The organism is Mumia sp. zg.B53, from assembly GCF_019550935.1.
In the GTDB taxonomy this organism is placed as follows: Bacteria; Actinomycetota; Actinomycetes; order Propionibacteriales; family Nocardioidaceae; genus Mumia.
The window spans coordinates 21,199-46,007 of sequence record NZ_JAHWCK010000001.1; the positions used below are offsets into that span (position 1 = coordinate 21,199).

The following is a 24,809-nucleotide window of genomic DNA, read 5'->3' on the forward strand; positions in this document are numbered from 1 at the left end:
GCTCCGTGCGATCCTCAGTCAATAAACGGGCGGACCTGCTTGGCGATCGCGCGGGCCAGTCCCGAGGGGACGGCGTTTCCGATCTGCTTCGCTATCGCGGTCTTCGTCCCCATCCACAGGTAGTCCTTCGGGAAGTCCTGGATTAGGGAAGCCTCGTAGTGGGTGATGACTCGGTCGACCGACTTCTTGGGATCACCCTTGATGTATTGCGGGTCACCGTCGCGCCTCTGGCGGGCAGGCGCCCACTGCGGGTGGAGGTATGCGCCCTTCTCGGGTTTGAAGAACTCGGTGCGAATCGTTAGCGACGGCGCATCCCAACGCATGCGCCCCATGACGTCAGTAGTTCCTGTCGGCTTCTCGCGCCAGCACCGGGGGAGTAACTCGACCGGCACGTCGAAGCGACCACCGCCCGGCGGCACGTACGAGTATCGATCGAGCGACAACTGGTTAGGATTGCGGCGGAAGTGGATGTCGAGTCCTTTGAAGATCCCGGGCATGGGATCACCGAAGAATTCGGTCACGGATTCGGGCAGTTCGGTTGATTCCGGGCGAGCGGGGAGTCCTTCGATAACGTCGCGAACCGTTCTCCACGGCAGCAGGCCCGAACCCGGCTCGGGCACTCGCGCGTGTGTAGGGCTAGGCAGATCGATCCTGCCGACTCGCGACCCGATGACGATGGTCCGACGACGTCGTTGGGATACGCCGTAGTCAGCGGAGTTCAGGACGCCATATGTGATCTCGTAGTCGTTAAGAGTGCCGTGATCGACCTCCTCGACGAGCATTTGGAATTCTGGGGATTTCGAGAATCGGTCAACGTTCTCGATCACAAAGACCTGTGGCTTCGCCGTCCGAATAAACCGGATGTACTCGCGCCAAAGCTGGTTTCGCGGGTCGTCCAGCCTTTTCAAACCAAGGTTGGAGAAACCCTGGCACGGCGGGCCGCCGATCATCAGGTCAGCGCGCGGGATCTGGCGTTCCTCGACCGCGGCGATGTCGCCGGCGATCACATGATCCTCGCCCCAGTTGGCGGCGTACGTCGCAGCGGCGTACCGGTCCCACTCGACGGCGAGTACCGGCTTGAAGCCTTCGTCGTGGAAACCGACGGTCATGCCCCCGCATCCCGCGAAGAGGTCGATCATAGTCGGCTTGGTCATGGTACGTAGCGTAAGGTCCAGCACGGACCGTTTTCGACAGCAACGCCGTGACGTGGCTCGAGCGGCCCGAGAGTTGGATCTGGAGCTCCTTCGTCAGGCTTCTTGGCTTGGCGGTCTGTGTGAGGGCCGCTGGCGTCGAGGCTCCGCAGTCGAGGCTGGCACTGGCCACGGCGTCCCATCGGCACACGTGCAATCTCAACGGAGTTGACGATGCCTGATTCGCCCTCCTGGGCCACCTCCGAGGCTACGCGTCGGTCGATGAAGGGCAATCGCGGGCGCGACACGGGGCCTGAGCTTGCAGTGAGGCGGATCATCCACGCACGTGGGCTCCGGTACCAGGTGGACGCCCGGCCCCTTCCCGAGTTGAATCGACGCGCCGATTTGGTCTTCTCGCGGGTCAAGGTGGCGGTATTCATCGACGGGTGCTTCTGGCACGGCTGCCCGGCGCACCACACCGTGGCGAAAGCGAACGCGAGCTACTGGGCCGAGAAAATCGCGAACAACCGCCGGCGAGACCTCGACACGGCGGAACAATTGCGTGAACAGGGATGGCTCGTCCTTCGCTTCTGGGAGCACCAGCCTGCTAGCGAGGTCGCGGACGTGATCGTCGGAGCCGTGAAGGAACGAGGGACATCAGGGGGGCACTGTGCGAAACGGACGCGGTGACTCAGACGCACACGACTTCGAAGTTCCCGTCAAGACGTCCAAAGCTGCCTGGCGAGGGGCGAGGGGCGAGGGGCGAGGGGCGACGCTCGGACACCGCCTGGTGTGCAAGGCATTCTCCCGAGGTGATCGATAGTTTGTAACCCTTACCACGAGAACCAACTGGAGGAAGCTGTGACGGATCGGTCGCGCGTAGACATTGTGTGGCCGCGTATGTCAGGCGAACCGAGCCCTCGGTACTTGTTCATCCACGACGAACTGCGATACGCCCGCAAGGCGAACCAGATCGATGTCGAACACGACGGTATCCTTAACTACCACTGGCTGATGAGCCCGGGGGATCTGGGCCGCCCGATGGTGATGCTCGAGGCAGGCATCAACTCGCCAGCCCAGGTGGCAGGCCCGGACGGCAGTAGACGAGCGCTCATCGCCATCCGATCGAGCCCTTGGAAGGCGGGCCACGAAACAAACCCATGGCACGACGAGTTCGACCTCGACCACGGTCACGTCAGGTACTTCGGAGACCACAAGCCCGGAACTGTCGGTCTGCCAGGCGCGACGAAGGGAAACCGGCTCCTACTCGAAGCCGCGCAGTTCCATGCCGGCACCAGTCGTGACGAACGGCTCCTCGCCCCGCCACTGCTGTTGTTTCGCAGCGTCACGGTGCATCGAGCGGGACGCGCTGTAGTCAAGGGACACGTGGAGTTTTGCGGCGCTGCGATCATCGAACGCCTCGAGCACGTTGTTCAGCGCGACCCGGAGACAGGGCGAAGCTTTCCGAACCTGGCGCTCGACCTGGCTGTGGTCTCCGGTGGCGAGTTCGACGGCCTCGACCTGCGGTGGATTGACGACCGACGCGATCCTGGGCTCACGGCTGAGCAGACACTGCGACATGCTCCCGAAGCCTGGGCTCGTTGGGTGAAGCAAGGTCGGATCGCATTGCCGGGAGTCCGTCGGCGCGTTCTTGCAAGTTCAGTGAGATCGAGCAAGGAGCAGCAGCCTCCACTGGGCAGCCCAGAGGAGGAGGTTCTGCAGCATGTGTACTCCTTCTATGACGGCCGCAAACATGCATTCGAGCTGCTCGCATCGAGGGTCGCCGCCGAGGTGCTCCGCGAGTCCGGCGCTCGGTACAAGGAGGGTTGGCTTTCGAGGTCCTCAGGCGATGGAGGAGTCGACTTCATTGGACGCATCGACTTGGGCTCGCTCGCGGCGAGCACACCTGTCGTCGTGCTCGGCCAGGCGAAATGCATTCTGCCGACCTCATCGATCTCTCCCGAACAGGTCGCACGCGTGGTCGCACGACTTCGCCGAGGCTGGATCGGCGTCTACGTCACGAGCGGGTCGTTCTCACGGCAGGCCCAGATCGAGATCATCGATGATCAGTACCCGGTCGTGTTGATTTCCGGTGGCACGCTCGCGACCACAGTCCGACAGTTAGCGCAGGCCAACTACGACGGCGATCTCAGCGCCCTGCTGGAGTCCACAGTCGACGGGTACGGGAGCGCGGTCACGCATCGCAGGCCCGAGGAAGTCCTGTCGATGTAGTCGCGTGAGTCGCCTCGCGAGCCGGGCGCACACACCAGAACTCGGCGCCTGTGCGACTGGCCTCGCGACGCGGATCTGGTGGAATCGTTCCACGACCTCGACGAACTCCGGGCTCCTCCGCAACAGGTGGGCGATCACGAGTGAGTCCGCGCGCAGTCCAGCGGACGCCGGGCTGCCATCACATATCCCGCGTGTCGCTATCGACTGCGAGAATCCTGAGTTGTCGGCGTCGATGCGCATTGGAGGCTAATAACGCGGTGGGCAGCGTTTCACCGAGGACTACTACGACCGTGGCGTCGACCCGCACACGGTCGAGTGACCGCGCGCCGCCAGCTGTGATGTGCGGGCACCATGGTCGAGGTCGTTGACCACACGGTCTGAGGTGTCCATGGGTGAAGGCCTCCCGGTTTCTTCACTCCGCTCAGTCACGATGGTGGGTCTGTGATCTCGGGTGGCGAACGACTCAGAACTGTCTAACGCGCACGTGCCGTCTGATCGTCGCGGGCGGTCGTCCCAGAGGAGCGCGTCCTTCTTCTACCCTTGGCGCGACGAGGGGCTGATGCTTCACCGCTGCCTGCAGTCGATCTGACGTGAAGAACTTCTTCATCGAGTGACACACGAGCCTAGACCGAGCTTCGGAAGGTTCCTTTGGGCTCCGGCTCGCCCCCGCCCTCCGCCTCCGCGGCTCCGCCGTCCGCTGGCTTCCCCTTGGGGCGCGGCCGTTTGCCCCCGCCGTAGAAGAACGGCTCCAAAACCTGGCTGCGCGAGCGGTGCTTGAGCTTGTCGAGGGCTTTGGACTGGATCTGGCGAATGCGCTCCCGCGTGACGCCGTAGACCTTGCCAATCTCCTCCAGGGTCATCTGTTCGCCTGTGGTCAGTCCGAAGCGCATCGCGATGACGCCGGCCTCGCGGTCGCTGAGTGTGTCGAGGACTACGCTCAGCTCCTCCTGGAGCAGCAGGTGCTCGACCAGGTGGGCGGGGTCGAGCTCCGGGTCGGCCGTGTCGAGCACGTCCGCCAACGTCGCCTCGCCATCGCCGATCTTCATGTCGAGCGACGGCAGATCGGGCGGGCCGAGCCGCAGGCATTCGAGCACTTGCTCCTCTTGTAGTTCGCAGGCTCGCGCCAGCTGGTAGATGCTCGGCGGGACGCCGCCAACCATCAGGCGCGTCCGAACGCCCCAGACCTTGTTCAGCCTGTCGACCATGTGGACAGGCAGCCGTATCAGCCTCGCCTCGTTGGCGAGGCCGCGCGTGATCGACTGCCGGATCCACCACGTCGCGTAGGTTGAAAACTTGTTGCCCCGGGCGGGGTCGAACAGTTCGACGGCGCGGACGAGGCCGGTCATGCCGTGCTGGACGAGGTCGTCATAGCTCATGCCGGTCTGTGGGTACCTCTTCGCGATTGAGTGCACCAGGCGCTGGTTGTGCAGGAACAGGCACTCCGCCGCCGCGCGTGCCTCGCCGGTCAGGGAGGCGAGCTCACCTTGCTCCAGAGGTCGACCTTCGCGGCCCCGGATGAGGAGGGCAAGGCCCACCTCTTGCTGGGCCGTTAGGAGGATCGCGGCGTGGTTCGCGATACAACGATCTGCCGTGATACGGCTCCGGGCGGCCTTCACCGCTAGCTGACGCTCGCTCCAGTCGAGGGGCTCACTCGGCCCTGCTTCAGGGACGGGAGGACCGTCTTCTCGGTTCTCCTCGGGCTCCCCATTGCGGGGCTGCTCAGGAGCGATCGGCGCGGCCGCGGGCAGGGCCCTGACCTGGTCCTCATCGATCCGGATCTTCGCCTTGGCGAGCAGTCGCTCGACCTCTGGCCGGATCGCGTCGGGAGGTATCTCCAGGGCTCGTAGCACTCGCTCGAGACGCGTGCGGCGGATGACTCCATCGCGCACGAAGGGTCGAAGGCGCATAAGGACGCGGGACAGGTAGTTAGTTTCCATCCCGGCCTCTTCCTTTCCGAAACGTCCCCAGCGGCGGACTCATACCGGCATTATTAGCGTCAGACGAACGTTAGGGAGCAGATCATTGCGGATGGTGCCGACAGAACTCGGGACAGAGGAGATCACGACCTCGGAGCGCCGGGTATTTGAGGGCTTGGCGAGCAGCCCACTCAGTGGGGCTGCATTGCACTCGCTGAACCTGCCGGACCACGAATACAAGCTGACGGCCGAGCTGGACTTTGTGTTGATCCTCGATGACCTGATCCTCGCGGTCGAGGTCAAGGGCGGGCAGGTCTCCTGCCGTGATGGCTTGTGGACGTACAGCGACCGAGCCGGTCACCGGCGGACGTCGCGCGAGGGCCCGTTCAAGCAGGTTCAGACTGCGATGTATGCCCTGCGGGAGCGCCTGAAGGAGCGTCTTGGTGTCGAGATCGACGATGTGGCGTTCGGCTATCTCGTCGTCACGCCCGACGTGGATCTTGCGAGCAGCTTCGAGTGGGACGACGAGACCTACTGCGGCAGAGGTCCGTTCAACCGTGGCATCGGGAAGGCGATCGACCGAGCGCGCAAGTACTGGCTCGGCAAGCAGGCGAACAAGTTCCCGATCGGCAAGGAACTACACGCTCGGCTCATGCAGGATCTGCGGCCGTCGTTCGACCGCTCGCCGCTTCTCGACGCTCGGGCGAACCTGATCGACGCAGCGATGGTTCGCCTGACCGATGAGCAGTACGCCCGCCTCGACCTGATCAGCGAGGAGCCCCGGGTCATCTGCAGCGGTGGAGCAGGAACCGGCAAGACCTTCCTCGCGGCTGAGGTGGCCCGACGGCAGGCGCTACTCGGTCATCGCGTGCTCTTCACCTGCCGCAGCGAGGTCCTGGCGGCGTTCGCCACCCGCACGCTGGAAGGCACAGCGGTCGAGGTAAAGGCGGCCTCGAAACTGGGCGATGTAACTCCGTACGACGTGCTGGTGATTGACGAGGCGCAAGACCTCATGACCTTCGACATCTTGGAGGACCTGGAGCATGCTGTTGTCGGCGGCTGGGCCGACGGTCGCTGGACGATGTTCCTCGACCAGAACAGCCAGGCCCACCTCTACGGCGACTTCGATCCGGACGCCCTGGCCTACGTCCAGTCGTTTGGACCGGTGAAGCCGAGCCTGAAGTTCAACTGTCGGAACACTCGCGAGATTGCCTTCCAGACTCGGGCCTACACCGGCGCCGACACCGGGGTGGCAACCGCTGGCACCGGTCCTGAGGTCGCCTTTGTCGCGGTCGATGACCAGCAGGCCGAGCTGGCGGCCCTTGAGAAGCACCTGCGCTCCCTCGCGGAGCAAGAGGTAGCCCCCGAGCACATCACGATCGTGTCGCTGCGTGGTGAGTGGGGGACCTCGGTCGCCAAGGGTCTGCGCGCTGCTCGGAAGGGACGACTCACACAGATGTCGCCCGCTCTCGCATCGGTGTGGCCAGGGGGCGGCATGACTTGGTCGTCGGCGATGGACATCAAGGGGATGGAAAACCGCTTCGTCTGCGTGATCGACATCGACTCAGTCACCACCGAGACCGAGCTGGACCTGCTCTACGTCGCCCTCAGCCGACCGCGGGCCGGACTCTGGGTGGCGACCTCGCCACACGTAAAGGAACAGCTCGGCGAGCTGTTCAAGCAGCACCTCGATGGTGCGATGGATGCATACAAGAAGGCAGCCGTATGACCGACCTGACTCAGACCAGAGACGACTTCGTGGCCTACGTCAGGCGACAACTGGTCGGCCCCTTTGATGGGCCGGCGGAGATCATCTTCGATCCGCCGAACCGTCGCTACCTCATGGGTATCCTGTTCCCGCGTCAGGTCGCCTTCGAGGGCTACGTCGAAGCAGAGGGAGAGGAGCGCGACGAGACCTCAGCCACCGACACCGGTGAAGAGAGTCAGTTCAGCGACGACCCCGTCTCGGCGGCCAACGACTTCCTGCCGGCTTCTCAGGGGCTGTCCTTCTTCACGACGGCGCCGGAGCTCACGGTGCGAGCTCGCGCTGCGGAGTACGAGACGCTCAGCGGTGCCGTCGCCGAGGAGGCGCTCAACGAGCTGTCGGTTCAGGGCCGGGCGACGGAGGAACTCGAGGAAGAGGATCCACGCCAGAAGATCAAGGGCTCCTCGAAGATCTGGCGTCGTCACCAGTTGGATGAGGCGACCGTCAAGGTGAGCGCCACCGACAAGGAGCCCAACAAGGTCTGGGGCGACAAGGCAGAGGTGCACGTCCGCTGGCGCAGCTACCCGCATGGCTCGCTGGTCACGATCACGCTGGTCAACGCACGCAAGGCGGATGACGAGCGGCCGGAGCGCCACTGGGATGAAATGCTCATGCAGGTGGAGTTCGACGTGACGGTGCCGGCTGGGTTCCAGGTGCTGGAGTACCCGAGCGTTGCACTGGCGTCTCATGACCCGGAGGAGGACGAGCTCCGCCTGATCCACCGCGACGCCAAGGTCTACGCGATTGGGCATGGTTGCTCCCCTGAGTGGTCGACCACTGACGGCGTCGTGTCCTCGGTGCGCTCCGAGGTGATGCCGTCGCACGTCGTGCCGCGGGTCAGTGCCGACGGTGACGCTGCACAGGCGTTAGACGTCGCCTGGCTGGCCGACGAGGCGATCTCGGCGGATGTCCTGCAAGCCGAGCTGAACGCCTTCATCGATCCGTACGAAGACTGGATCGGCAAGGTCAAGAAGAGGGCAGCCGGACTCGATGGTCGCTATCAGGGAGCCACCACCCCGATCATTCAGCGTCTGGAGCGTGCGCTGGAGCGCATGCGCGACGGGGCCCGCGTCTTCACGGACCATCCAGATCGGGTCAAGGTGCTCCAAGCATTCCGTCTGGCCAATCGCGCCATGCTGTTCCAGATGCGCCACAGCCAGAAGGACATGGCGGGCTCCCGCCGACCGCTTGGCGCGGCTCCCGACATGCCCACGGCCTACGGGCCGGGCGCGAGCTGGCGACCTTTCCAGCTCGGCTTCTTCCTGACGACGCTGCGTGGGCTGGTCGACGACCAACACGACGATCGCGAGGTCGTCGACCTGATCTGGTTCCCGACTGGTGGAGGCAAGACCGAGGCGTATCTGCTCGTCGCGGCGTTCGAGATCTTCCGACGCCGCTTGGTGCTCGGTGACACGGGCGGTGGCACTGCTGTCGTCAGTCGGTACACGCTGTCGCTGTTGACCGCCGACCAGTTCAAGCGCACCGCTTCCACCACGGCTGCGTGCGAGTACCTGCGCCGCCAGCGCTCCGATCTGGGCGACGAGCCGATCTCGGTCGGACTCTGGGTCGGCGAAGCGACATCGCCCAACCGGTACGCCAAGGCACGTGAGCGCTTCGAGGAATTGCGGGATGCAGGCGAGACGGACGAGCGGTTCCTGCTCGACCGCTGTCCCTGGTGCGGCACTGAGATCGTCCCGCGCGAGCACCATGAGAACGACGCCCTCTACGGAATCACGTCGACCGACCGCTCGTTCGCGTTCAACTGCCCGTCGACCAAGTGCGAGTTCCACGAGCAGATCCCAGTGCAGGTCATCGACGACGGGCTATACGACGCGCCCCCAACGTTCCTGCTGGGGACGGTCGACAAGTTCGCGCAGCTCGCGTGGGTGCCCGAGTCCGGGGTGCTGTTCGGTCGCAGCGCAGGCAACCGCCCACCGACCCTGATCATCCAGGACGAGTTGCACCTGTTGACCGGACCGCTCGGCACCACCGTCGGTCTGTATGAGGCGGCGATTAATCTGCTGTGTGAGGTCGATGACCATCCGCCGAAGGTCATCTCCAGTACGGCGACGATCCGGCGCGCCTCCGCGCAGATCATGGGCCTCTTCGGGCGGCGGGTCGACCTCTTCCCGCCGTCGGGCATCGACGCCGACGACTCCTATTTCGCCCGTGCCGACGAGAAGACACCGGGGCGGCTCTACGTTGGCATGATGGCGCAGGGCCACACCTCTGACACTGCCGTCGTGCACACCGGCACGGCGCTGCTGCAGGCGCCGGTGGATCTTGGTCTGACAGGGGACGCCCAAGACGCCTACTGGACGTTGGTGGCCTACCACAGCTCGCTCCGCGAGCTCGGCCGTACCGTGACCATCGCGCGCGACGACATCAATGCCCGGCTGGGCAGCCTGGTCGTCGGCAGGCCCCGCCGAGAGTACGACGTCGAAGAGTTGTCGTCGTCCGTGCCGCGTGCCTTGCAGCCCCGCCTGTTGGAGCGCCTCAATCTGCCGGTTTCGAGCGGCTCGGTGATCGACTTCCTTGCCAGCACCAACATGTTGTCGGTCGGTGTCGACGTGCCGCGTCTCGGTCTGATGCTCGTGAACGGGCAACCCAAGGCGACAGCCGAGTACATCCAGGCCACCAGCCGAGTCGGTCGCTCGACGGCCCCGGGTCTGGTCTTCGGGCTGTTCCGCTCAACCAAGCCGCGCGATCGCTCGCACTATGAGAACTTCCGTGCCTTCCACTCGGCGCTGTATCGCCACGTGGAGCCCACGAGCGTGACGCCGTACTCGCCGCCGTCGCGTGACCGCGCTCTCCACGCCGCACTGGTCATCCTGGCCCGCCATCGCCTGGGCATGCAGTCGGACGGGAGCGCGGGCAAGATCCTGGACCGACGGACCGAGGTCGAGGACATGGCCGCCAAGCTGGTCGACGTCGTCGAACGCGTCGAGCCGCGTGAGAAGCAGGGCGCCAAGCAGTACCTCGACCACTTCATCGAGGACTGGGTCGAGCGCGCTGAACGGGCTGACGAGGAGAGCAAGCTCCTGTACTACAAGCCCAACGGCAAGGGTCAGATCAACCTGATTCGTCAGTTCAACACCAAAGCGGTCGGCTGGCAGACGCTCGGATCGATGCGCAACGTGGACATGGAGTCGCTCATCGAGGTCGCGCGCAGCGGCGGCGGCGCGGCCGCCAAGGGGGATTGATGCAACGCAAGATTCGGCAGTCGCAGACCATCGTCCCGTTCGGTGTCGGCGCCATCTTCGATTTCCAGGGTGAGTCGCTCGTCGCGTGTGACACCTTCCGCTGGGGTCCGCGCGGTGAACGGATCCAGAGTGATCGACTGGCCGCTGTCCTCGGTGTCTCGGAGTTCCGCGCCGCCCCGGCCGTCGCCAGTAATGCCTGGGCTGCTCCGTCCGCAGGTGTGCCTTACGCCCGCTTCCCAGCGTGGCTGTTCTGCCAGAAGTGCCGACGCATGACCCGCTGGACGCGGGCGCTCGAGCAATCGGACAAGGCGCCGACTTGCGGAAGCTGTCCCGGCAAGAAGCAGCTGGTGCCCATGCGCTGGATCCAGATCTGTCCGAACGGGCACATGGACGATCTGGACTGGAAGCGATGGGCGCACTCACGCAACACCAACCCCGAAGCGCGGCAGTGTCAGAAGGACAACCTCTTCTTCGAATCCGTCGCGGGCAAGGGAGCCGGTGGTCTCGACACGCTCCAGGTCCACTGCCACAGCTGCCACAGCCGACGGAACCTGATGGGCATCACGAGCAAGGGATCGCTCAAGTCGATCGGCGTGACCTGTATCGGCCGGCAGCCCTGGCAGCGCTGGGACGAGCGCGCGGACTGCGACGAGGTCCCGCTCGCAGTCCAGCGAGGCGCTTCCAACGTCTACTTCCCACTGGTGCACTCGTCGATCGAGATCCCCAACGCCTCACGGGCAGACTCCCAGAGCGAGAAGGCCCTCGCGATCAAGGCGGACGACTTCTTCCGGCCTCTGCTGGGTGTCAACGAGGACGCTCCGATGTTCGACATGATGGTCGAGACCCTGGTCAAGTCGCACGACGTCACGCCTGAGTACGTCAAGGGCCTGGTCCGTGACGAGAAACAGCGTGAGGCCGGCAAGGCCACCACGGTCGAGGCGACGCCGGGTGACCTCCTGGGAGAGGAATGGGCGGCCTTCCTGACAGAGCTCGACAACTCCGACGACCCGCACTTCCGTACCCGGCACGTCGACCTGGTGCAGACGGCCAAGACCAAGGTCACCTCGGTCCTGGCGGATCGAGTCGACAAGGTGGTGTTGGCCGACCGCCTTCGCGAGGTGCGAGCCCTCGAAGGGTTCCACCGGGTCACCCCGGCGGGTAGCGACAAGCTGGTGCCCGTGGCGCTCAACCACAAGGCCACGGTCGACTGGCTGCCCGCCATCGACGTGCGCGGCGAAGGCATCTTCCTTTCGCTGGACGAGGGGCGTCTGGCCGTCTGGGAAGAACAGGACACAGTTCGTAATCGCGTCCTGGAGCTGGAGAAGCGGCTCAATGCGTCGTTCATGGAACCGCGACTGCGTGAGCGGACCGGTCCGATCCTGGCGCCCCGGTACGTCCTGCTGCACACATTCGCCCACCTTTTGATTCGTCGGCTCGCGTTCGAGTCCGGCTATGCCGCCACAAGTCTCCGCGAGCGCATCTACGCGCGGAGTGCGGTGGAGCCAGGCGGCACTTCCAAGCAGGCCGGCATTCTGATCTACACCGCCGCCGGGGACTCGGAAGGCACGCTGGGCGGTCTGGTGCGCCAAGGCGAGCCGCCGCAGTTGCAGAGCACCATGCTGGAAGCCCTGCAGGACGCCATGTGGTGTTCTTCCGATCCGCTCTGCAGCGAGAACCTTGCCGCGACCTTCGCCAGCCTAAACTTCGCGGCCTGCCACGCCTGCACACTGGTCGCAGAGACGAGCTGCGAAAGCGGCAACTACCTCCTCGACCGGGTCCTCGTCGTCGGGAGCGACAAGGTGCCTGGCTTCTTCCAGGAGCTGCTCGACGCAGCCGTCGAAGCAGCCGGAGAAGGGATCCGAGGGATCTCGTGAGACTGCCAGCCTTCGAGGACCTCTCCAAAGAGCAAGACCTCATCTACAACCTCGACCTCGACGGCAACTACGTCGTCTCGGGGCCACCTGGCACCGGCAAGTCGATCATGGCGCTCTACCGAGCTCAGGTACTGACGTTTGACGAGCGCGAGCCGGCCCTGCTCATGTACAACAACGTGCTCCAGCAATACACCGCGCAGGCGGCCGACACCCTCGAAGTCGCCGGCTTCGTGCGGACCTTTCACAGCTGGATCTGGCGTTTCTGGCGCGAGCACTTCAAGCAGCAGCCACCGACGCTGGAGGGCAACTCCTACGCGCACGACTGGGCCGAGATGACCAGCCAGTTCTTCGCGGCGTCACCAGCCCTCGGCACCCTCGCCGACCTCCTGGTCGACGAGGGACAGGATCTGTCGCTCGGATTCTTCAGGCTGACGCGATTCTTCACCAAGAACATCACCGTCTTCGCTGACGAAAACCAACAGTTGTCTGACCAGAACACAACTCTCGACGAGATTGCGAAGGCCATCGGTGCGGACGAACAGCTCGAGTTGAAGCGGAACTACCGCAACACCGCTGAGATCGCTGCCGTCGCAGCCAAGTTCTACTCAGGCACACCCACGGGCATCCCGGAGATGCCCAGCCGGCACGGTGAGAAGCCGACCCTGAGTCGCTACGACGCGGATGCCGATCTGGCCGATTTCGTCGCTCGCTACGCCAAGGCGCGCAGCAACCTCACTATCGGCATCGCCTGCGAGAACAAGCGGATGCAGTACCGACTCCTGCGCCTCCTCGAGGAGCGCAAGCTTCCGGTGCCGGTGCAGATGTACGCCTCGGGCAACAGTCAGCACAAGACGCTCAGTTTCGATCACCCCGCCGTTACCATCCTGAACTTCCGTTCGCTCAAAGGTCTGGAATTCGACACGCTCTTCGTGCCGGAGCTGCAGCAGCACTCCGCTGATCCGACGTCGGCGGCAACGAGGATGATGTTCTACGTGGTGATATCCCGCGCCCGGGACGAACTGCATCTCTCTTACAGCGGGAATGGGGGACTCCCGCCAATCCTGAGCGACGTGAAAGGCCTGGTGCGCGAACTGTGACCGAGGACGATCAGCTTCCATTCGACGGTCCGAGCGATGATCAGCAGAGCCAAGCCACACTCGACGCCGCGAAGACGCCCGATGGAGCGGAGGCTATGTCGAGCGCCAGCGATGGTGACGACTCCGTCGACGACTCGTCGGACCCAACGGCCCGGGCGCTCGAAGATCCGGTAGCTGAGCCACGCGACGAGCCGCTCACGGTCGAGGAGCGCGAAGTCGCGGCGGAGCCATCAGCGCCCGGGGCTGGCCTGGTTGAGACGAACGAGTCATCGCCTGCTGGGGCCGCGCCCGTAAGCGAACCTGTCGCCCCTGCTCCGACGCTGTACCTCCTGACCAACCGCATGAACCTCAACGCCATCCTGAGTTCTCGGCTCGTCGCGCCCCGTGAGTCGTTCCAGAAGTACTACACCGACCTGCTGCAGCAGACCCCCGGCTGGGTTCCGCTACTTCGTGAGGCGCCGACCTCTGTGCAGATCGAAGCGGTAACCACCGAACGCGGCGCGGGAGCCCCGGTCATAGTCGAGTTCCCGCGCGACGTGGCCGGAAAGTTGCGGCTGGACGCCCCGGTCGTCTTCGTGCCCGCGGTCGCCCTCTCAAGGGCTGTTGCGATTCACCTCCCGTCCGAGCGCGACCTACGCGAACACCGAGCCCGGGGCTATAGCAACGTTCACGCACACGACGAGCTGCTGCGAGTGACTCCTGAGCTGTTTGCCTCGGAGACAGTAGATACGCAGGCCCTTATTCCGCCCAAGGCTGCTCCAGCAGTGGATTGGCGCCGCATTGACCGAATCCGTGGAGCCGTTAACGCTGCGGTCAGAGCTGCGAGCTCCGGCGAGCAGTTGGCCCTGGTGGCGGCGCTGGTGGGTGCCCCGAAGTTGCCAGCCGCAATGACTGTGCCACCGTGGCTCGCGTGGTCCGAAGTCGATGATCACAATGCTCGTGTTATTCGACCTCAGCCCGACAGAGCGGTGCCGGACCATACTGTTTTCCGAGCCGCCTATGAAGTACTGGGCGAACGAGACGTAACAGAGGCGTGGAGCCCTAATGCGGTGCTCGACGCAGTAGAAGCGCGAGTCCGCAAGGCCGACTTGGCCGACGACGCAACCGACGCAATGATCCGGAATCTTGGCCGAGTCCGTTCGATCGTCAATGTCGAGGTCGACTTCGAGCCGTTTCGCCCATCGGCTCGGGCGCTTGTCAGTGCCAAGGCGCTACTCCTCGTACTGCTCCGTCAGGAACTCGATCAACTGCTCGCGTGGTCGGACGAGGAGACCGGCGCCGACGATGCCACCCGAGTCGTGGCAGCTGTGCTTGCTGGCCGGCTTCGCGGTCTGTCGCGAGAGTCGACCGAGCTCCGCTCGCTGGAGCTGGACGACCTGACCGCGTCCTGGGCCGTACATGTCGCTCGCGGAAGGCCCGCGTTACTCGGAAAGGCCCATTTCGTAGCCAATAGCCGCGGAACTTCGCTGCAGATCGATGGCACCGAGGTGGCCACGCAGAGCGCCCTGCTGCCGGACCTGCTGTCCAAGTATCAAAAAGACCGCCGATGCTAAGAAGGAAGCGACCCGCATAAAGGTATCTTGGGCGATGGGATGGCCTGTCGAGCACCGTGTTCAGGTACCCGCAGGCGCTGCGATCGAGATGGGTGACGAATTCATTACTATCAGTTCTTCAGACCAGGTTGTAATGGAGGTTGCCGTGGACGAGCGCGCGTTCGTTCGTCGTCTGGGGTTACTGACAGGTGGGGAGCGTCGCCGCGCCGCCGAGGCATTCGGAGCTCGACCGTGAGTCATTCCCCTTCCAGTCGGGCTGGCTGCGTCCAGGCGAGCCGGCCAATGTCGGTGGAGTACTGCACAGTGTGCTGGAATGCTGGCCGGATATTTTGGGCAGGACTGTAAGCCCTGATGAGTGCGCTCCGCTGTAATGTCAAAACAGCGGAGCACACTCAACGGTTTGATGTCCGATCCCAAGCGCCGCGGTGAGCGCTCCGCTATCGATCGGTGTTGACTACGCGCTGCCTAGGAAAAGCGCGGATAGCTCGCGGCCTGCTGCCGACGATGGTCCCGCGTGGCCGCGCATGTCGAAGCGAGAGTTAGCGCCGCGCCACCGCAGGCTAACTGGATCAACGGCAACGGCGGCGGTCACTGCGGTCGAACGCTGCAATCATCACCGTCTAGCCGCGGGTCGTCACGGCGACGGCGCCATGGTTGTCGCGCGTGTGAACCGGCGCCTCCTGAGCGCGTCAGGTGGCCGCACACCTTCTTCGTCATGTCGGTGTGCACCGGAGTCCGGCGGCGGTCGCACGCTCCGCCCAGACGCTCTGGGTTCGTCGAACTCGCCGGTGAACACCACCAGGTCAGCGACGGTCAGACGCAGTTCCGAAGTCACCGGACCGCGCATCGCGCGTGCAAGCGATTCCGCGTCCGTACCCGCCGGCAGGTTGAGCGGCGTCACGATCGTCGCGAACTCGGCCCGCTCGTCAGTCAGGACGTGGTCCGCGAGCGCAACTCGAGCGAGCGCGTCGAGTTGGTCGCGGTGGAGGCGCTCAGTGTCCGCGGCAGTCAACCCAAGTGAATCCGCGAGCGCACCTAGGGCGGCGGATCTCGTCGGCGCTGAGGTAGCGGTCGGCGGGGGCGGCGGCGAGGACCGCCAAGTTAGGTTTCGCGACCCTCGGAGTCCGAGGCGCGGCGGGTAGTCGCCACCCCGCCACCAGACCGCCGCCCCCGCCTCCCGAAACGGTCATTGCCCGAGTTGCGCGTGAAGCGGTCGAGAACGCTTTGCGTCACAAGCTGCCCCACGACGAGGTGATGGCTCGTTCAGCGATCGAGCTCCAGGACACGAGGGCTGGCTGTGATCGAGGAAGTGGCCCAGGGGTTCGGCAGTGGCACGGGCGTCGCGCTTGCAGAGTGCCAACCCCCGAGCGGAATGCCGGCGGCGGCGCAGCACTCAGCGAGTGATCGGCCGGCGCCGGGGAGCTTCGACGCGGTGACCGTAAGAAATGCCTAACAGGCTGACAAGCCGCGCGCGTTTCAACGCGTGGTCTTTCATAAGCAACGCGAAGTCTTGACCGTGGCGCTCGAGCGTCACTAGCGTCCGGTGTGCGAAATGTTCACCGCGCAGTTGGGGTTGGCATGACACGTCGCCGGGTGCTGATCCTGACCGTCCTTGCGGTGGTGATTGCGGTGTTCGGCACGTGGCTCGTGCTGTTCCTCACCCGCGGGGAGACGTCGTCGGCTTCTCGGTCCATCACGTTGGCTGAGAAGGCGGGTGCCCTTGCTTTCATCGACGAGGCGATCGTGACGACGACCTCAGGCGAGTGATGGCAACCCCTGAGGCTGGTCGGGTGGCGGCGTTGTCCGCTACCCAGCTGCGGTGAGGGCACGGGCGCGGTGGCGGCGTACGGCTGCGCGGTTGGCGCAGCGGACTGAGCAGTAGCGCTGGCGGCCGTTGCGGGTGACGTCGACGACGACGTTGGTGCAGGGATCGTCGGGAGCGGTGCCGGCTTCGCAGCGGCCCAGCCGGTGCATGCCGCGGGTGGTCAGGTGCAGTGCCGTGCCGACGCTGATGACGGCACGGAGCACATGGGGGAGCGACTCGTTGTCGTCGCGGTAGTGCAGGTGCCAGCCTTCGTCGTCGTGGTCGGTGAGTCTCGGGTAGGCGGCGGCGACCGCCATCTGCTCATTGAGCAGGCGGGCGCGTTCAGTCGGCTCGGTGGCGTCGACGATCGCCAGCCAGTCGTCGATGACGCGGCGGGCCCCCGCATGGTCGTCGGGCCCCACGGGGAAGGTCATCGTCATGCCCAGCTCGCGGGCCCGTGCGGCGATGCCGTCACGGTCGTCGGGCCAGTCGTTGGCGAGTGAGGCGGCCAGCAGCACCGCGTACTCGCCGTAAGGGTTGAGATGCATAAGACCATTACACCACCGTGGGCCCTATGAGCACATGCCACCGCACAGACACCACGGCGCAGGCTCCGGTCAGCACCCACGAGCACGCCTGGCTGACGGAGTCCCAGCACGCCACCTCCGATGGGACGGTTCGCTACGTCCGGTGCCCGGAGTGCGGCGCGCGGCGGGTCGATCTCCAGCGCCACCCGGACACGCCGCCGGCCGGGACGAGCCGCGTGGTCGACGCGCGCCACCGATGACTTTTGCAACCCCACGCCGTCTTCTCACCACCTGAAGAACCGACGAAGTGGAGCCTGGGGATGGCGCGTTATCTGATCTCGTTCGCCGACGGCACGATGAACCTCTCGCCAGACGAGCTCGCGCAAGCCGCCATCGACTCGCACGCCGTGGTCGACGAGGCGAAGCAGGCGGGGGTGTGGGTCTTCGGCGGCGGCATCGACAGCGGTGAAGTCTCGGGGGTGACCGTCTCCACCGACGGTCGGGCCGTCCCGATCACCGAGCCCGCACGCCGACCGCCCGTCGGAGGGTTCTCCATCGTGGACGTCGCCTCGTACGAGGAGGCGTGCGGGTGGGCCGCCAAGATCGCCGCTGGGTGTCGCTGCGAGCAGGAGGTGTGGGAGTTGATGCCGGACGACGCGATGTAACCGCCGCGTCGCGGGGTGCGTGTCATCCCTCAGGCAGAGTCGTCCATCACGCTTCCGAGGCGACTCACAGCAGTCGAGACAAGACCCGCGAACTGCTGTGGGTCGGAGGGGCCAAGATCGATCAGCGAGACGTACGCGAGGTTGTTGCCCATCCGTACGAACGCCCATCGAAACGTGATCGGGAACCGAACGTCGCGATATATTGCTTTCCCGCGGACGAGGACGTTCAGCTGCTGATCAACGCCGTCAATGGTCATGTCTGTATTCGTCGTCACCTTCCCCTTCAGCGTCACCCCCTCCTCAGAGATCGCGAGCTTCCGGCACTCCGCGAAGGCGTTGGCCATCTGGTCGAGCATCTTCTCGGCGACATCAGGGGTCGACAGCGACGTCACACTGTTGTCGATCTCGCTCGAGCTGATGTCACCGGCCTTCTCGAAGGCAACCTCGACCTCCGGAGCGTCTCCCTCCGGCTCTTCGATCGTGTCGAGTTTCTTGAGGCAGCCGATGTCGCTGGGATCTGAGCCTTCTGAGTCTTCGGACCCATCCGACGTGTCCGCTCTGGTCTTGCGATATCTCGCGCCGACATCCGCGCGAGTCAGGAGCGCGGTCTTGAGCTGTGCCTTCGTCAGGGCCGCAACCTTCTCCTCGGGCTCCCCGCTCTGGCTCGGGTCGCTCGCGTTGGGGTCGCCCTGAGTTTGACCGCTTGGTTTCGCGTCGCTCGTGTTCTGGTCACTGCCGTCACACGCGGCGACCAGGCACAGCGCGGCGCAGACCATGGCGAGAAGCCACGGCGATCGCGTGCGGTTCGATGAGCGGTGCATGGCAGGCAGCGTCGCACGACAGAGGGTCTCGACCGACAATCCAGATCACCCTCGCGCCCCTCAGGTGACCCCGCGCGCTGCTAGACATGTGCCGTCCCCGGTGCTGATGGCCTCGTCCGCGAAGGAGACGCGATGCTCGACGAACCGCGCACTGACCCTTCGGCCGATCCACGGAGTACGGCCATGATCGTTCGAGGGGTCATCGCCGCACTCGTGCTCGTCATCGCCGTGTTCGTCGCTCGCAGCGTCATCAACGCGACCCAGTTCTCGCCGACGGGACCCGTCGAGGACTACATGGCGGCGCTCGGTCGTGGTGACGCCGAGGCCGCGCTCGCGATCGCGGAGTCGGAGCTGCCCTTCTCGGAGCAGGCCCTGCTGAGCAACGAGGTGTACGAGAAGGTCGAGGGACGTCCGGACGACGTCGAGGTCCGGACTGTTCGGCGCGACGGTGACGCGGCCGTGGTCGAGGCGTCCTGGGAGCTCGACGGAAGCACCGTCGAGCAGGAGTTCAGCGTCGTCCGCGACGGCAGCAGCTATGGGATCTTCGACCGGTGGAAGCTGAGCCCGCCCGAGGTCCCCGTCGTCGACCTCACGAACTCGATGGACGGAGGCACGCCTGCTGTCGTGGTGAACGGCGTCGAGATGAAAATGCCCGACCCTGACTCGCCGCGGTTCGCCGCGCTCCCCGGGATGTGGGAGGTGACCCTGCCCGACCGAGCACCGTTGGTCACTGCGCCGACGATCAGGGCGCCTGTCGGGGGCGTCGCGCAGGAAGGACTGCCGGTCTACGTCACCGACACGCTGGAGTACACGATGACGCCCGCCGCACTCGACGCGGCAGAGGGCCTTGCCCGGGCCGAGCTCGACACGTGTCTTGCCAGCCGGAAGCCCGATCCGCCGGGCTGCCCGTTCCGAGACGTGAACGCCCAGGTCGCTGGTGCGCCCCGGGTGACCTGGACCTTGACCACAACGCCGACGATCACCGCCACGGCGTACGACTCGACCACGATCCGTGTGGCGGTGGCGGACGGCATGGCAACGACCAGAGGTGGGGAGGCACAGCCCGATGCGGGCGCGGCGGGCATCGACTACACCGTCGAGTACACGATGAAGGACGGCCGCCTGGTCAAGACTGAAAACTTCGGGGCTTCCTGAGCGCCATCGAAGGCCACCAGCGCTAGTGTCCCGTCATGAGCGCCGCAGCGAAGAAGCATCCCAAACTCGACAAGAAGGTGTACGAGGCCGAGCTCGCCCGGCTGCAGATCGAGCTGGTGAAGCTCCAGGAGTGGGTGCGCCACAGCGGGGCGCGCATTGTCATCCTCTTCGAGGGCCGCGACGCCGCCGGCAAGGGCGGCACGATCAAGCGCGTCGCCGAAAACCTCAACCCGCGCGTCGCGCGCATCGCCGCGCTCCCCGCACCGACCGAGCGCGAGAGGACGCAGTGGTACTTCCAGCGCTACGTCCCGCACCTGCCCGCAGCGGGGGAGATGGTGCTGTTCGACCGCTCTTGGTACAACCGCGCAGGAGTCGAGCACGTGATGGGCTACTGCACCGAGGAGCAGTACGCGCTGTTCATGCGGCAGGCGCCGACGTTCGAGCAGATGCTGATCGACGACGGGATCCTGCTGCGCAAGTACTGGTTCTCGGTGTCCGACGAGGAGCAGCTCAAGCGGTTCCAGTCGCGGGCCGCCGATCCGATCCGACGGTGGAAGCTGAGTCCGACCGACATCGAGTCGATCAACCGGTGGGAGGACTACTCGCGGGCCAAGGACGAGATGATGGCCTACACCGACACGGTGACGAGCCCGTGGTTCGTGATCGAGTCCGACAGCAAGAAGCGCGCACGGCTCAACATGATCGCCCACTTCCTGTCCACCATCCCGTACACCGACGTCGAGCCTCCCGGCATCGAGATCCCCGACCGGCCGGCCGCCACCAGCTCGTACGAGCGACCGCCGCGGGAGCGGGCGACGTACGTGCCGGACCACGTCGCTGACGTGCTCGAGAGCTGACCCTCGCCGTCCCCCGCAGAGGGGTGCGCGTGTCGGTGGGTCGTTCTACGCTCGTGGGCCATGGGGATCGAGGTGCGACCGGCCACGTCGTTCGAGGACGTGGCGACGATGGTGGGGCCGAAGCGCCCTGACGCCAACGTGTGCTGGTGCCTGAGCTACCGGCTCACGACGTCGAAGGAGAACCAGTCGCTCGCCGGCCCCGCCCGGGGTGAGCGGGTGCGCGACCTGGTCAAGGAGGACCCGCCGCCGGGTGTCCTGGCGTACGACGGGGACGAGGTCGTCGGGTGGGCGGGCGTGCACCCGCGTGCCGACACGAGCTTCGCGGGCAACCGCAGGATCCCGCACGTCGACGACCTCGACGTGTGGTCGCTGTGGTGCGTGCGGGTGCGGCCGGGCCACCGCGGCCAGGGCATCGTGCGCCCATTGATCGAGGGCGCCGTCGACTTCGCCCGCAATCACGGCGCGCCGGCGGTCGAGGCCTATCCGGTCGACAACGGCGGCGCGAAGGTCGACCTCACGATGGCGTACGTCGGCACGCTCGCGATGTTCGAAGGAGCGGGCTTCGAGAAGGTGGCCGACACGGACTCGGTCCTCAACGGCTTCCCCCGCGTCCTCGTACGCCGCGACCTGCGTTCCTCGTGATGCTCAGCGCGATGGCTGCGACGGTGCGCGCGTCGCGAGATACACGGGCCGCACGCGCCTCCTCGCCACCGCCCCGAGCACCGCGAACGCGGCGAGCAGCAGGACCAGCGGCAGGTTCCGACCGATGCCGAGCCACCCTGACCCCACGGAGTACGCCGCCCAGGCGTTGACAGCGACGAACCCCCCGAGGCCGACGCGCCCCACCGCCCAGCCCCGAGCGGTCCTCGTGCCGACTGGCAGGACGAACACGATGCCCAAGCACGCCGCGCCAGCCGCGCTCAGTGCGGCAGTGAACCATCCCGCGTGCCAGAGTCCGAGTTCGATGATCAGCCAGCCGAAGTAGACGGTCCACGCCATGGCGACGAGCCCTTCGATGAACGCCACCCCGCTCAACAGGTAGAGGAGGCGTCGCGTGGTGCGGTCCAGGTCCATGGCCGTCATCGTCGCACCCGAAAGGTTCCCTCCTCAGCGACTGGCGCGCCGCGCCTTGAGGACACCGTCGATGACGTCCCACGCGGTGACGACGAGCACGCCGACGAGGATCCCCTGTGTCACCTGGTCGAGTGTCGAGGTATCCCACCCGAGACGATCGACCAGCTCGGGGTTGAGGAAGTCGCCGCTCTTGAGGACCGGCACGGTCACCGCAGCGAAGGCCACGCCGAGCGCCGCGTTGATGCCGGCCGCCGTCCATGTCCAGCCCTTGACGTGCACCCAGAGGGTGAACACGATCTCGAGCGCGATCAGGCCGAGCACGATCGGGATCCACGACCCCCACAGAGCCGGGTCGAGTGCCGGGATGCGCTCGCCGTCGATACGGACCGGCGAGTTTGTCTGCTGCCCGATCAGCAGGAACGCCATGACGGCCAGGAACACAAGGCTCGCGATCGTCTCCGCGTACGGCCGGCCGGAACGGGTCGCGGCCGCGGCCGGCAGCTTGTCCACGGTCCAGCGCTCGGTCACCTCGCTCTCACCGACGCCTGACCATTCCACGACGGCGAAGACAGCCGTGACCCAGAATGCGACTTGGATGGCGGCGCCGATCATGACGCCGAATGCGCCGATCAGCGTCGTGGCGATGTTGTCGTCGGACGTGACGCCGCTGATGATGTGCACCGTACCGACGATCGGGAGGACGATCACGAGCACCAGCACGAGGAGGCGCAGCCATGGCATGAAGAGCCGCGGACCGATCAGACGCGGCTCCCGACCGGTGTACTCCACCGCGACGAGCAACGGATCGCCCATCTCCTCCAGCACCTCGCGCTCGGCGTCGGTGGAGTCGCCGCGCGCCGCGACCGTGTCGGTGATGCGCTCGCGCAGCTCCGCCTCGACCTCGCGCCGGGTCTGCCCCGGCAGCCACCGAGTGGCGGCGCGGACGTAGCTGTCGGTCAGGGCGGTGGTCATGGGGTGCCTCCGGTCGTGAAGCGCGAGAGCGCGGTGTCGATGTCGTGCCAGGCGGTGACGAGGATGTCGGCGAGCCGGTCGCCGTCGTCACTGGTGCGGTAGAACTTCCGGGGCCTGGCTTCCTCGGTGTTCCACTCGCTGGTGAGCAGGCCGTGCTTCTCCAGGCGGCGCAGCAGCGGATAGAGGGTGTTGCCGTCGACCGCGATGCCCGCCTCGCTGAGCGACTCGAGCAGGCCGTAGCCGTAGCCGGGTTGTCGCAGGGAGAGCAGGCTCGCGAGCACGACCGTGCCGCGGCGCAGCTCCTGCAGGTGCTGTTGGATCAGTTCATCGTCCACACGTTGCACTATACAGTACGACACACACTATGCGCACGTCACACGTCACTGTCCAACGCTCGGCCACCAGACTGCCGCGGAGACTGACGGCCCTGACCGGGTCCGGCGTGTGCAGCTGTTTTTCTGCGGCGTGAGCCGTCAGCCTGCCAAGATCGCGGGATGACGCTGACTCCGTTCGACCTCTGGGGAACCATCACCTGGCCGAACACGGAGGTCGTCGGCGAGTCGAATCACGAGCGCGAGCTGCGCTCACTGTTCCCCGGGCGGGTGCGCGAGAGCGGCGCGGAGCTCGAGGGGAAGGCGACGCTCGTAAGCGAGCCGCGAAACGCGCACGATCCCAGCGCTGTCGCAGTCTTTGTCAACGGTGCAAAGGTGGGCTATCTCTCCCGCGACGAGGCTAGGCGCTACCAGCCGGTGGTCGTCGAAGCCGAGAGCCGAGGGCTGGCGCCTTCGGTCGTCTGCCGCGTTTGGGGCGCTGAGTGGGACGACATCTCTTATGATCGTCGCGGCCGCGAGGTGTCTCGGAAGGTGTTCCGCGGAAGCGTCACGGTCGCTCTTGACCAACCACACCTCTGCCTTCCGCTCAACCAGTCACCGGCGGGCGCAGAGCTGATTCCTCGAGGACGTGCCGTCCAGGTCACCGGCGAAGAGAACCATATGGACTGGCTCAGCCGCTACGTTCGTGACGACGGCGCGTGCTGGACGTACGCCGAGCTTCGAGAGGTAATGGAGGAACGCCCGCGGTCGAGCGTCGAGTTGATCGAGGTGACGATCGACGGCGAGCCCGTCGGTCGTCTGACTCCTGGGATGAGCAGTGACTATCTGCCGACCGTCCGTCACCTGGCAAAGAATGGGCGTGGCACGGCGGTACGGGCGATGGTCAAGGGCAACCGCCTCAAGATGGATGTCGTGCTCTACGCGATGCGCGCGGCCGACCTTCCCGACGCCTGGGTCGACTCCCTCTCGGCTGACTCGAAGCCGCAGTCGGCACCTGTTAAGACGCCTGTTGTGGAGGAGGCCCGCATCGAGCGCGTGGGGGTTGCATCGTCGACGGCGGGGGCTGAATCAGCCCCATCGGCTCCGCATCGGGCCATCCCTCCGAAGCCGAGTCGGATTCGCTTCAACCCGGCTCCGGGTTGGCCCTCGGCTCCCGCCACCTGGGAGCCTTGGCCTGGCTGGGAACCCGAGGCCGCTTGGCCGCCAGCACCGAACGGCTGGGTGTTCTGGGTCGCGGAGTGAGGCTGAGAGCGTGACAACGCCACGCCCCAGGCTCAGAGCGTGATCCAGTAGCGCCGCTTCACGCCGACGTGATTCTCGAAGACACCGCCCTGACTCTCGATGGTGCGGGCCGAGGCGGTGTTCGACTCGTCGCAGGTCACGAGTACGCGATCGAGCTGACGCTCGCGGGCCCGGTCGAGGACGAGCCCGAGGGCGCGCGACGCATGACCCTGCCGGCGGCGGCTCGGGCGTACGGAGTAGCCGATGTGGCCGCCCTCCGTACGGAGGACGTCGGTCGCGAGCGAGTGACGCAGCGCCATGAAGCCGATCACGGTCTCGGCGGGGTCGGTGATCCAGTAGGTGTCGCAGTGGACCAGGCCTTCGGGCAACGTCCGGCTGGCGTCGGCCTCGGCGGCGGCGATCTCCAGGAGGGCATCGAAGCTCGCACGGTCAGGGCCGAACCCGTCGACCTTCCATGAGCCGGAGCCATCCAACCCGTCCCCGTCGAACTCGGTCACGCACTCGGCCCAGGAGTCGTACAGCGCGGGGGAGGGGATGGTCAACGCTGTCGTCATCGGGGTATTGAAGCAGAGCACCGCACCGCCGCACGT

The 24,809-nt window shown here is 65.7% G+C and carries 22 protein-coding genes; 14 read left to right on the forward strand and 8 right to left on the reverse strand.

Annotated features, from left to right (window positions below; translation table 11 throughout):
• Nucleotides 1–14: 14 nt before the first annotated feature.
• On the reverse strand, nucleotides 15–1,154 hold the full coding sequence (locus KV102_RS00100; protein WP_220344925.1) for a DNA cytosine methyltransferase: 1,140 nt from the start codon (nucleotides 1,152–1,154) through the stop codon (nucleotides 15–17).
• A gap of 210 nt (nucleotides 1,155–1,364) precedes the next feature.
• On the opposite strand from KV102_RS00100, the gene KV102_RS00105 reads away from it, so the two are divergent.
• Together KV102_RS00105 and KV102_RS00110 are read left to right on the forward strand one after the other, a co-directional pair.
• Entirely contained in the window at nucleotides 1,365–1,820 is a 456-nt protein-coding gene (locus tag KV102_RS00105) for a very short patch repair endonuclease (RefSeq protein WP_220344926.1), read from the forward strand.
• 237 nt (nucleotides 1,821–2,057) lie between these two features.
• Nucleotides 2,058–3,362: a restriction endonuclease gene (locus KV102_RS00110; protein WP_255560540.1), complete on the forward strand. Its 1,305-nt coding sequence runs from the start codon at nucleotides 2,058–2,060 to the stop codon at nucleotides 3,360–3,362.
• A 623-nt stretch (nucleotides 3,363–3,985) separates the two neighbouring features.
• On the opposite strand, the gene KV102_RS00115 is transcribed toward KV102_RS00110, so the two are convergent.
• Nucleotides 3,986–5,299, reverse strand: coding sequence for an RNA polymerase sigma factor RpoD/SigA (locus KV102_RS00115; protein ID WP_220344928.1), 1,314 nt, complete (start codon nucleotides 5,297–5,299; stop codon nucleotides 3,986–3,988).
• A gap of 91 nt (nucleotides 5,300–5,390) precedes the next feature.
• Here KV102_RS00115 and KV102_RS00120 point away from each other — a divergent pair, with 91 nt between their 5' ends.
• The 6 genes from KV102_RS00120 (at nucleotide 5,391) to KV102_RS00145 (ending at nucleotide 16,537) form a co-directional block, all read left to right on the forward strand.
• Nucleotides 5,391–7,007: a nuclease-related domain-containing DEAD/DEAH box helicase gene (locus KV102_RS00120; protein WP_220344929.1), complete on the forward strand. Its 1,617-nt coding sequence runs from the start codon at nucleotides 5,391–5,393 to the stop codon at nucleotides 7,005–7,007.
• Nucleotides 7,004–10,246: a helicase-related protein gene (locus KV102_RS00125; protein WP_220344930.1), complete on the forward strand. Its 3,243-nt coding sequence runs from the start codon at nucleotides 7,004–7,006 to the stop codon at nucleotides 10,244–10,246. Before KV102_RS00120 ends, KV102_RS00125 begins: the two co-directional genes overlap by 4 nt.
• Nucleotides 10,246–12,120: a DUF1998 domain-containing protein gene (gene drmB / locus KV102_RS00130; protein WP_220344931.1), complete on the forward strand. Its 1,875-nt coding sequence runs from the start codon at nucleotides 10,246–10,248 to the stop codon at nucleotides 12,118–12,120. The genes KV102_RS00125 and drmB overlap by 1 nt, the downstream gene beginning before the upstream one ends.
• Nucleotides 12,117–13,217: an AAA family ATPase gene (locus KV102_RS00135; RefSeq protein ID WP_220344932.1), complete on the forward strand. Its 1,101-nt coding sequence runs from the start codon at nucleotides 12,117–12,119 to the stop codon at nucleotides 13,215–13,217. Before drmB ends, KV102_RS00135 begins: the two co-directional genes overlap by 4 nt.
• Nucleotides 13,214–14,770, forward strand: a complete 1,557-nt coding sequence (locus KV102_RS00140; RefSeq protein WP_220344933.1) for a hypothetical protein — start codon at nucleotides 13,214–13,216, stop codon at nucleotides 14,768–14,770. Before KV102_RS00135 ends, KV102_RS00140 begins: the two co-directional genes overlap by 4 nt.
• A 1,578-nt stretch (nucleotides 14,771–16,348) precedes the next feature.
• The gene (locus KV102_RS00145; protein ID WP_220344934.1) at nucleotides 16,349–16,537 is read left to right on the forward strand and encodes a hypothetical protein; all 189 of its coding nucleotides are present in this window, start codon (nucleotides 16,349–16,351) and stop codon (nucleotides 16,535–16,537) included.
• 39 nt (nucleotides 16,538–16,576) lie between these two features.
• On the opposite strand, the gene KV102_RS00150 is transcribed toward KV102_RS00145, so the two are convergent.
• Nucleotides 16,577–17,122, reverse strand: coding sequence for a CGNR zinc finger domain-containing protein (locus KV102_RS00150; RefSeq protein ID WP_220344935.1), 546 nt, complete (start codon nucleotides 17,120–17,122; stop codon nucleotides 16,577–16,579).
• A 26-nt stretch (nucleotides 17,123–17,148) separates the two neighbouring features.
• Here KV102_RS00150 and KV102_RS00155 point away from each other — a divergent pair, with 26 nt between their 5' ends.
• Entirely contained in the window at nucleotides 17,149–17,361 is a 213-nt protein-coding gene (locus KV102_RS00155) for a hypothetical protein (RefSeq protein WP_220344936.1), read from the forward strand.
• A gap of 60 nt (nucleotides 17,362–17,421) precedes the next feature.
• Nucleotides 17,422–17,766: a YciI family protein gene (locus KV102_RS00160; protein WP_220344937.1), complete on the forward strand. Its 345-nt coding sequence runs from the start codon at nucleotides 17,422–17,424 to the stop codon at nucleotides 17,764–17,766.
• 29 nt (nucleotides 17,767–17,795) lie between these two features.
• Here the strand turns inward: KV102_RS00160 and KV102_RS00165 are convergent, their stop codons facing one another.
• On the reverse strand, nucleotides 17,796–18,587 hold the full coding sequence (locus KV102_RS00165; protein ID WP_220344938.1) for a hypothetical protein: 792 nt from the start codon (nucleotides 18,585–18,587) through the stop codon (nucleotides 17,796–17,798).
• Nucleotides 18,588–18,770: 183 nt separating this feature from the next.
• Here KV102_RS00165 and KV102_RS00170 point away from each other — a divergent pair, with 183 nt between their 5' ends.
• The 3 genes from KV102_RS00170 to KV102_RS00180 are packed head-to-tail and all read left to right on the forward strand — an operon-like array spanning nucleotide 18,771 to nucleotide 21,241.
• Nucleotides 18,771–19,742 carry a hypothetical protein gene (locus KV102_RS00170; RefSeq protein WP_220344939.1) on the forward strand — a complete coding sequence of 324 codons (972 nt, stop codon included), beginning with the start codon at nucleotides 18,771–18,773 and terminating at the stop codon, nucleotides 19,740–19,742.
• Between the two features lie 35 nt (nucleotides 19,743–19,777).
• Complete coding sequence (ppk2, locus tag KV102_RS00175) at nucleotides 19,778–20,599, forward strand: polyphosphate kinase 2 (protein ID WP_220341452.1); 822 nt, start codon at nucleotides 19,778–19,780, stop codon at nucleotides 20,597–20,599.
• Between the two features lie 60 nt (nucleotides 20,600–20,659).
• A complete protein-coding gene (locus KV102_RS00180) occupies nucleotides 20,660–21,241 on the forward strand; it encodes a GNAT family N-acetyltransferase (RefSeq protein WP_220344940.1) in 582 nt (193 codons plus the stop codon).
• Between the two features lie 3 nt (nucleotides 21,242–21,244).
• Here the strand turns inward: KV102_RS00180 and KV102_RS00185 are convergent, their stop codons facing one another.
• From KV102_RS00185 to KV102_RS00195, 3 genes are read right to left on the reverse strand one after another with little or no spacing between them, the layout of a single operon-like run.
• A complete protein-coding gene (locus KV102_RS00185) occupies nucleotides 21,245–21,673 on the reverse strand; it encodes a hypothetical protein (RefSeq protein WP_220344941.1) in 429 nt (142 codons plus the stop codon).
• A 33-nt stretch (nucleotides 21,674–21,706) separates the two neighbouring features.
• Nucleotides 21,707–22,645: a hypothetical protein gene (locus KV102_RS00190; protein WP_220344942.1), complete on the reverse strand. Its 939-nt coding sequence runs from the start codon at nucleotides 22,643–22,645 to the stop codon at nucleotides 21,707–21,709.
• Complete coding sequence (locus KV102_RS00195) at nucleotides 22,642–22,980, reverse strand: PadR family transcriptional regulator (RefSeq protein WP_308290185.1); 339 nt, start codon at nucleotides 22,978–22,980, stop codon at nucleotides 22,642–22,644. The genes KV102_RS00190 and KV102_RS00195 overlap by 4 nt, the downstream gene beginning before the upstream one ends.
• 159 nt (nucleotides 22,981–23,139) lie before the next feature.
• Here KV102_RS00195 and KV102_RS00200 point away from each other — a divergent pair, with 159 nt between their 5' ends.
• The gene (locus KV102_RS00200) at nucleotides 23,140–24,219 is read left to right on the forward strand and encodes an HIRAN domain-containing protein (RefSeq protein ID WP_220344944.1); all 1,080 of its coding nucleotides are present in this window, start codon (nucleotides 23,140–23,142) and stop codon (nucleotides 24,217–24,219) included.
• A 32-nt stretch (nucleotides 24,220–24,251) separates the two neighbouring features.
• Here the strand turns inward: KV102_RS00200 and KV102_RS00205 are convergent, their stop codons facing one another.
• Entirely contained in the window at nucleotides 24,252–24,773 is a 522-nt protein-coding gene (locus KV102_RS00205) for a GNAT family N-acetyltransferase (protein ID WP_220344945.1), read from the reverse strand.
• Nucleotides 24,774–24,809 lie beyond the last annotated feature (36 nt).